Annotated in this window: 6 protein-coding genes; all 6 read left to right on the top strand. The window is 29.0% G+C overall.

The features are described 5' to 3' along the window. A partial coding sequence (locus BR69_RS19830; protein ID WP_034849317.1) for a dTDP-glucose 4,6-dehydratase occupies window positions 1-606 on the top strand: 606 nt, incomplete at its 5' end. Window positions 607-774: 168 nt separating this feature from the next. Continuing rightward, complete coding sequence (locus BR69_RS0104015; protein WP_027632045.1) at window positions 775-2,289, top strand: lipopolysaccharide biosynthesis protein; 1,515 nt, start codon at window positions 775-777, stop codon at window positions 2,287-2,289. Window positions 2,290-2,762: 473 nt separating this feature from the next. Then, window positions 2,763-4,217, top strand: a complete 1,455-nt coding sequence (locus tag BR69_RS0104010) for an O-antigen ligase family protein (RefSeq protein WP_027632044.1) — start codon at window positions 2,763-2,765, stop codon at window positions 4,215-4,217. A 3-nt stretch (window positions 4,218-4,220) separates the two neighbouring features. Then, window positions 4,221-4,778 carry a dTDP-4-dehydrorhamnose 3,5-epimerase gene (gene rfbC, locus BR69_RS0104005; RefSeq protein ID WP_027632043.1) on the top strand — a complete coding sequence of 186 codons (558 nt, stop codon included), beginning with the start codon at window positions 4,221-4,223 and terminating at the stop codon, window positions 4,776-4,778. A 19-nt stretch (window positions 4,779-4,797) separates the two neighbouring features. Continuing rightward, a complete protein-coding gene (rfbD, locus tag BR69_RS0104000; protein WP_027632042.1) occupies window positions 4,798-5,676 on the top strand; it encodes a dTDP-4-dehydrorhamnose reductase in 879 nt (292 codons plus the stop codon). Between the two features lie 13 nt (window positions 5,677-5,689). After that, window positions 5,690-7,153: an oligosaccharide flippase family protein gene (locus tag BR69_RS0103995; protein ID WP_034849315.1), complete on the top strand. Its 1,464-nt coding sequence runs from the start codon at window positions 5,690-5,692 to the stop codon at window positions 7,151-7,153. Window positions 7,154-7,368 lie beyond the last annotated feature (215 nt).

The following is a 7,368-nucleotide window of genomic DNA, read 5'->3' as shown; positions in this document are numbered from 1 at the left end:
CCATTAGATCCTCATAGTCCATATTCTTCAAGTAAGGCAGGAGCAGACCTTATGGTTAAGGCATATTTTGATACTTATAAAATGCCTGTTAATATAACAAGATGTTCAAATAACTATGGACCATATCAGTTCCCAGAAAAACTTATACCACTTCTAATAAATAACTGTCTAAATCATAAGGACTTACCTGTTTATGGTGATGGACTTAATGTACGTGATTGGCTTTATGTAGAAGATCACTGCAAGGCAATAGACATGGTTATAAATAGTGGAGTAGTTGGAGAAGTCTACAATGTTGGAGGTCACAACGAAAGAACTAATATAGAAATAGTTAAGACTGTTATAAATTATATTAATGAAAATGTGGATAAGGAAGTAACGGAAAGCCTAATAAAATATGTGGAAGATAGAAAGGGTCATGATAGAAGATATGGAATAGACCCAACTAAGATAAAAAATGATCTTGGATGGTACCCAGAAACATCCTTTGAAGAAGGAATAGTTAAGACTATAAAGTGGTACTTAGATAATAAAGAATGGATGAATAATATAACTTCAGGAGATTATCAAAACTATTATAGTGAAATGTATAAGAATAAGATTTAATTAATATCTTATTTTTATAAATCTATCTGAGGTAGAGAAGAATACTATAAATAAAGAAAAGGCTACTAACAAAAATAGTATGTTAGTAGCCTTTTATAAATTAGTTATAAACTATAGAATAACTTTATTATTCATAATTAAGAGTAATAATTAGAGAAAGGAATTAGTATGAGAACAGAAAAAGCTATAAAAAATGTTAAGTATAATATGATATTTTATGTGATATTATCAGTACTAACCTTTGTTACAAGAAAAGCCTTCATTATAAAATTAGGAAATGACATAAATGGACTAAACTCATTATTTACAAGCATATTAAGTCTTATGAATTTAGCAGAGCTTGGAATAGGTAGTGCTGTAATGTTTGCTCTATATAAGCCTATAGCAGAGAATAATATTCCTCTTGTTAAAGGAATAATGGATTTATATAAGAAGATGTATGCTATAGCAGGGGGAGTCATGCTTTTCAGTGGAATAGTATTTACTCCATTCCTAGGTTTCTTTGTAAAAGAGCAGCTTCCTATGGATTCAGTTAGGATATATTACATTATATATCTTATAAATACATCCTTAAGTTACTTTTTTTCATATAAGTTAACCTTACTTTATGTAAACCAGCAAAGTTATGTGATTTCAAAATATGATGGGATTTTTAAGATATTAAAGAATCTTATTCAAATAGTAGTACTTTATGTTTTCTCATCCTATGCATATTTTTTAATTATAGAAACAGTATTTAATAGTTTGTACTATTACTTTATAAATAGATTTATAAATAAAGCCTTTAAAGAGGTACTTGGTACAAAAGGAATATTGGACATAAAGGTAAAAAAGAGTATATATTCGAATCTTAAGGCATTATCCTTACATAAGCTTGGTGGTTTTGTTGTTTTTGGAACAGATTATATGCTAATGGCTTACTTTGTAGATTTTAATACCTTAGGAAGTTATAGTAACTATTTACTTATAATAACCTTTTTCGGAACATTAATAATGAAGGTTTTTGATGGATTAATTGCCAGCATAGGAAATCTTATAAGTTCTTCAGATAGTGAAAGAACCTATGATGTATTTAAAAAAATATTCTTTTTTAATTTCTGGATAGTGAGCTTTGTAACTGTATCTATTTATAATACAATACATCATTTTATTTATATATGGGTTGGAGAACTATATGTAAGTGATTATATTCTTATATTAATGCTAGTAAGTTTCTTTATAACTAGTATGAGACCAAGCATAGAAAAGTTTAAGGAAGCAGCTGGAATATACAGACAAGATAGATTTGCACCTATAGTTGAATCCTTAATAAACTTTGTTGCTTCTGTTATTCTTGGAAGATATTTTGGTATTGCAGGGGTTATACTAGGAACAATACTTAGTAGTGTAGCAGTTATATTCTGGCTTAGACCAGTGCTTGTTTATAGATTAGTTTTTAAAAGAAGTTCCTTAGATTATTTTATAAGATATTTTAAGGAAATAGCCATAACTATAATTTTACTTTTAACTTCCAATTACATTATGGGAGTTATAGGGTTTAGTAGTACCCTTATGGGATTTGTACTAAAATGTATCTTTAATATTCTTTATATAAACATAGTATTAGTTATATTATTTAGGAAGACAGAAGAGTATTTATACTTTAAAAATCTTGTCCTAAGAAAAATTAGGAAGATACAATAAGAGGTAACTTTGTTGCCAGTATAGGTATTTAGGGTTATAATTATGTAGTTAAACAATAAATGTTTTATGCATTAATTTATATTAGAGATAGTAAAAAATAATGAATCAGTATGCTTGGCTATTTTGAGTCATATTTAGTTGATAGAATCTATCTTACTTTATTAAGACAAAAGATAATTCTAGCTTTGGTCCATTATTTTTTCATATGCATAATTAAATAGAACTAATCTTCTTCAGGTGGTATTCTTTTAACCACTTGAAGGTTAGATAAGCTCATCTAGAGGCGTAGCAACTGTTATCCCCCACCTTACACGTGGATGGGGGTGTCAAAGCTTATAGCCATCAGATAAGGTTGTAATATAGGGTAATCATAGATTTAACTTTGGGGAACTCTATATTAGAAGATACATATTTAACATCTATAAATATAATCCATATGTGAATAAGACTTACTTTAGAGGAGGAATAACTGAATGAATTTTAATGATTATAGTAGTGGATATAATAGTGATAAGAAAAGTTTTATACTTAAAGTACTTTTAGCCATAGCAATAATTCTTATCCCATTTATGAATTTACCTTATATGAAAAGCATAATGGGGGAACTAGGAGCTCAAGGTGCTGCCTATGCTTTTATATTTATAATAATATTTGTAGCAGTAGATATGCTATTTATAAATAAAAGTATAATTAGAATTAAAAATATAAGTGTGTATTTTATAATAGGATTTTTAATTTGGATAATAATATCATCAGGAGTAAACTTTAGTAGTATATTAAGTAATAATTTTAAAGGAAGAAGCGGAATTTCAAAATTTGTATTACAGGTAGGGGTTCTTGGATTTGGTATCCTATCCTCCTATTGTGTTTATTACATTATGAAAATTAACAAACTTGGAGTTTCGTATATAAGAAAGTTTGTTACAATAACATTTTGTATATGTGGAATATACTCTCTTATGGAAATATTTTATCTTATAGGAATAGATCTATTTGATCCTATTTTAAAGGGAATATCCTATGTAGTAAATATGTATACAAGAGGGGAGTTATATCCAAGAGGTGTTAGGTCTATATCAGGAGAAGCATCTTATTTTGCTATGTTTAGCACCTTTGCACTACCATTTTTATTTAGTTATTTATTTACTAAGAATAAGGGGAAAACACCTTTATTTTTAGCTTTAAGTATATATATATTAGTGCTTATGTTCTTTTCTAAATCTAGAATTGGATATGTTATGATAGGGTTACAATTTGTTATGTTTTTAGCCTATGCTTTTCTATTAAAGAGAAAAAAGCAAGGGATTATAAATATGTCTATAGTTATAATAGGAGCCTTACTTATGGGATTTTTAGTTAACAATTTTTTCTATAATCGTCCTAGTGAAGAAAGAGCGGAATTTGATGTAAATACAGCAGACTCTGTATCCATAGGAGCTGTGTATAATTCTATAAATGATGAAAATAATATGTCCAATGTAGCTAGAGTAGGACTTTGGAAGGCTGCATTTAAAATGGGGATGGATAAGCCAGTGGTAGGTTTTGGACTTGGACAATATGGTTTTAATGTAAAAAACTACGTAGATGAGGATACTAAAAGATCAGATGAAGTTAAAATGTGGATAGATCCACAAACTACACCATGGCCTCCTGCTTTCTCAGTGCATTTTAGAGTGTTAGCAGAGTTTGGAGTAGTGGGACTTATATTATGGCTTGGAATTTGGATAAGCCTAACTATACAATGCTTTATAAAGTTTATAAAAAACAGATTTGATGTAACTGGAATAGTAATTATAACCCTTATAGCAGGAGTTATGATGAGTGGATTTAACTCAGATACCTTTGGTTACTTCCCTTACTGGATAGTACTTGCTATGAGTTTACTTTATGTAGAAAATAATAATTATTTTGAGTTAGAGGAGATATAAAAAATGGGGAATTTTAAATTTATAGAAACAGGGATAGAGGGACTTTATGTTATAGAACAAAAGATTTTTGGAGATCATAGAGGGTTCTTTATGGAAACTTATAATTATAATTCTTTTAAAGAAGCAGGTCTTGATATGGTATTTGTTCAAGATAATCATTCAAAGTCTAAAAAGGGAGTTCTAAGAGGAATGCATTTTCAAACTAAACATCCTCAAGGAAAGCTTGTTAGAGTTATAAAAGGAGAAGTTTTTGATGTAGCTATAGATTTAAGAAAAGATTCTAAGACTTATGGAAAATGGCATGGAGTTCTTTTAAGTGAAGAGAATAAGAGACAATTTTATGTGCCAGAAGGTTTTGCTCATGGATTCTTAGTTACATCCGAAGAAGCAGAATTTGTATATAAATGCACAGACTTCTACCATCCAGAGTTTGAAGGTGGACTTTTATGGAATGATGAAGAGATGGGAATAGAATGGCCTTTAGAGGGGATTGAAGAAATATTATTATCTGAAAAAGATAAAAATGCGTCTACATTAAGGGAAAGTAAAATAGAGTTTTAATTAGATTAGGAGGATATCTATGAAAATACTTATTACTGGAGCAAAGGGTCAACTTGGAAGTGCCATAACTAATATATTAAGCACAGGGATATGTGAAATAGGAGAGATATCAAACTTAGCTAAGAATGTTGAAGTTATAGCATGTGGATCAGAGGAATTAGATATAACTCATTTAAATAAGGTTAAAGAGGTTATAAAAAATGAAAAACCACAGATAGTTATAAACTGTGCTGCCTATACTAATGTAGATGGATGTGAAACAGATTATGATGGAGCTTTTAAGGTAAATGCCTTAGGACCTAGAAATCTAGCTATTGGTTGTGAAGAAATAGGAGCTAAGCTTATTCATATCTCCACTGATTATGTATTTAAGGGAGATGGATCCTCCCCATATAAGGAATGTGATATAACAAATCCTATAAGTGCTTATGGAAAAACTAAGCTTTTAGGAGAAGATTATGTAAGAGAGTTTTGCAGTAGATATTTTGTTGTTAGAACTTCTTGGGTATATGGATATGATGGAAAGAACTTTGTAAAAACTATTATAAAGGCCGCTAAGGAAAGAGGACACCTTACAGTAGTAGATGATCAAAGAGGAAATCCAACTAACGCGGAGGATTTAGCTTACCATATTATAAAGCTTATGGAAACAGAAGAATATGGAGTTTATAATTGCACAGGAGAAGGGGAATGTTCTTGGTATGACTTTGCAAAGGCAATAGTTAAATTCAGTGAGATTGACTGCACAGTTGAGCCAATAACATCAGATAAATTAGATAGAGCTGCAAAAAGACCAGCCTTTTCATCCCTTGATAATATGATGTTAAGATGTACTATTGGAAATCATATGAGACCATGGGAAAAGGCTCTAGAAACTTTTATTAATAAGCTAAATTAAGGAGCTTATGATTATGAAAGAGAAGTCTTTAATAAAAAATTTTCTATATAAATCCTGTTTAAATTTATTCAATATAGTAGTACCATTAATAATAGGGTCTTATGCTTATAAGGTTCTAGGAGAAAAAAGCATGGGAAAAATAGTATTTGCTGATGCTATTTATGCTTATTTCTTAATTTTTGCTTCCTTTGGAATATATAATTATGGCCTTAGGGAGATAAGTAGAATAAGAGACAACAAAGAAAAGTTAAAGAGTTTATTTTCTTCATTATTTTTAATGGGGTTATTTTCTAACATATTGGTGCTTATAGTATACATATCATTTATACTATTTAGATTTAAAGGTACTTCAAATATGACTCTTTACATAATATATATGTTTAGTATATTCTCAAATATATTTTATGTAGAGTGGGCTAATGAAGCACTAGAAAAATATGATTTTATAACTATTAAGACCATAGCTGTTAAGGTTATTTATGTAGTATTACTTTTAGGATTTATAAAGAATCCAGAAGATTATTTAATATATGCAGGACTTTTAAGTGGGTCCATATTCTTAAATAATATAATAAGCTTTATATTTATATCAAAAGATATAGGATTTACTTTAAAGGGACTAACATTTAAAAAACATATAAAGTATTTAATAATGGCACTGATTATGTCAAATGCCAATGTTTTATATACTCAATTGGACAGGCTATTTATAGGAAGTTATCTAGGGGAAACCTATACGGCTTTCTATGCACCAGCTCAAAACATAGTATATATGATATATGCTTTTATAATGTCCATAGTTTATGTGACAATACCAAGATTGTCTAATATACTAGCCTCAGAGGATGAGGAAAAATACTTAAAGCTTTTAAATAAGGCAACTATGAGTTTAAGTGTTTTCTTATTCCCTGCTGCAGTGGGGATATTTGTATTATCTAGAGAGATAATACTCCTTTATACTAAGGAATCATATTTGGCGTCAGTACCAGTGCTTAAGATGTTCTCCATATACATGATATCTTTAGCTTTTGATGCTGTTATAGCTAATCAGATTATTTATGTTAAACGTAAGGAGAGAATTCTTTTAAAAATGATCCTTTCATGGGGGTTAGTAAACCTAGCCATGAAGTTAATATTAGCTTATAGTGGATTCTTAAGTCCATTTACAGCTATATTAAGTACAACTATTGTAAATTATATGCTTGTAATAACTGAATATGCATATGTGAGGATAGGATTAAAGGTAGATTTTGATCTAATAGATATTAAAAAGATGAAGTATTTATTTATCTCTTTAATATTTATACCAATATCTTATGGTGTAAAGATGATTACTAGTTCTACCATATATATAATTCTAATCACAATGACATTATGTGTAGCTATTTATTTTTCAATACTACTTATAATTAAGGATGAAATATTATTACAAGTTTTAGATAAGATGTTGATTAAGTTAAGAAAAAAAAGTAAATAATTCAAATAAGAAGTTAAGATATGTTAATATGTGAAGACAGAGTAATAGGTTAATATAAAACTAAAATTTACTTTCAAGACTTCCATGACATTAGAACTTTTATTAATAAAGTTTACAGGATAGAGGTATTAGGGGTATAGTGTCATGGAATATTTAAAGGGTAACTAAGTAGCGTGGCTATGCTTTTGGAGTTAGGGGGAAGGACTTCAGGAGTA

It is taken from the genome of Clostridium hydrogeniformans DSM 21757 (genome assembly GCF_000686705.1).
In the GTDB taxonomy this organism is placed as follows: Bacteria; Bacillota; Clostridia; order Clostridiales; family Clostridiaceae; genus Clostridium_Z; species Clostridium_Z hydrogeniformans.
This window is presented reverse-complemented; position numbering and strand designations above follow the sequence as displayed.

Coding starts and splice junctions, on each gene's coding strand:
- BR69_RS0104015 (WP_027632045.1), top strand. CDS start 775: ATGAGAACAGAAAAAGCTATAAAAAATGTTAAGTATAATATGATATTT.
- BR69_RS0104010 (WP_027632044.1), top strand. CDS start 2,763: ATGAATTTTAATGATTATAGTAGTGGATATAATAGTGATAAGAAAAGT.
- rfbC (WP_027632043.1), top strand. CDS start 4,221: ATGGGGAATTTTAAATTTATAGAAACAGGGATAGAGGGACTTTATGTT.
- rfbD (WP_027632042.1), top strand. CDS start 4,798: ATGAAAATACTTATTACTGGAGCAAAGGGTCAACTTGGAAGTGCCATA.
- BR69_RS0103995 (WP_034849315.1), top strand. CDS start 5,690: ATGAAAGAGAAGTCTTTAATAAAAAATTTTCTATATAAATCCTGTTTA.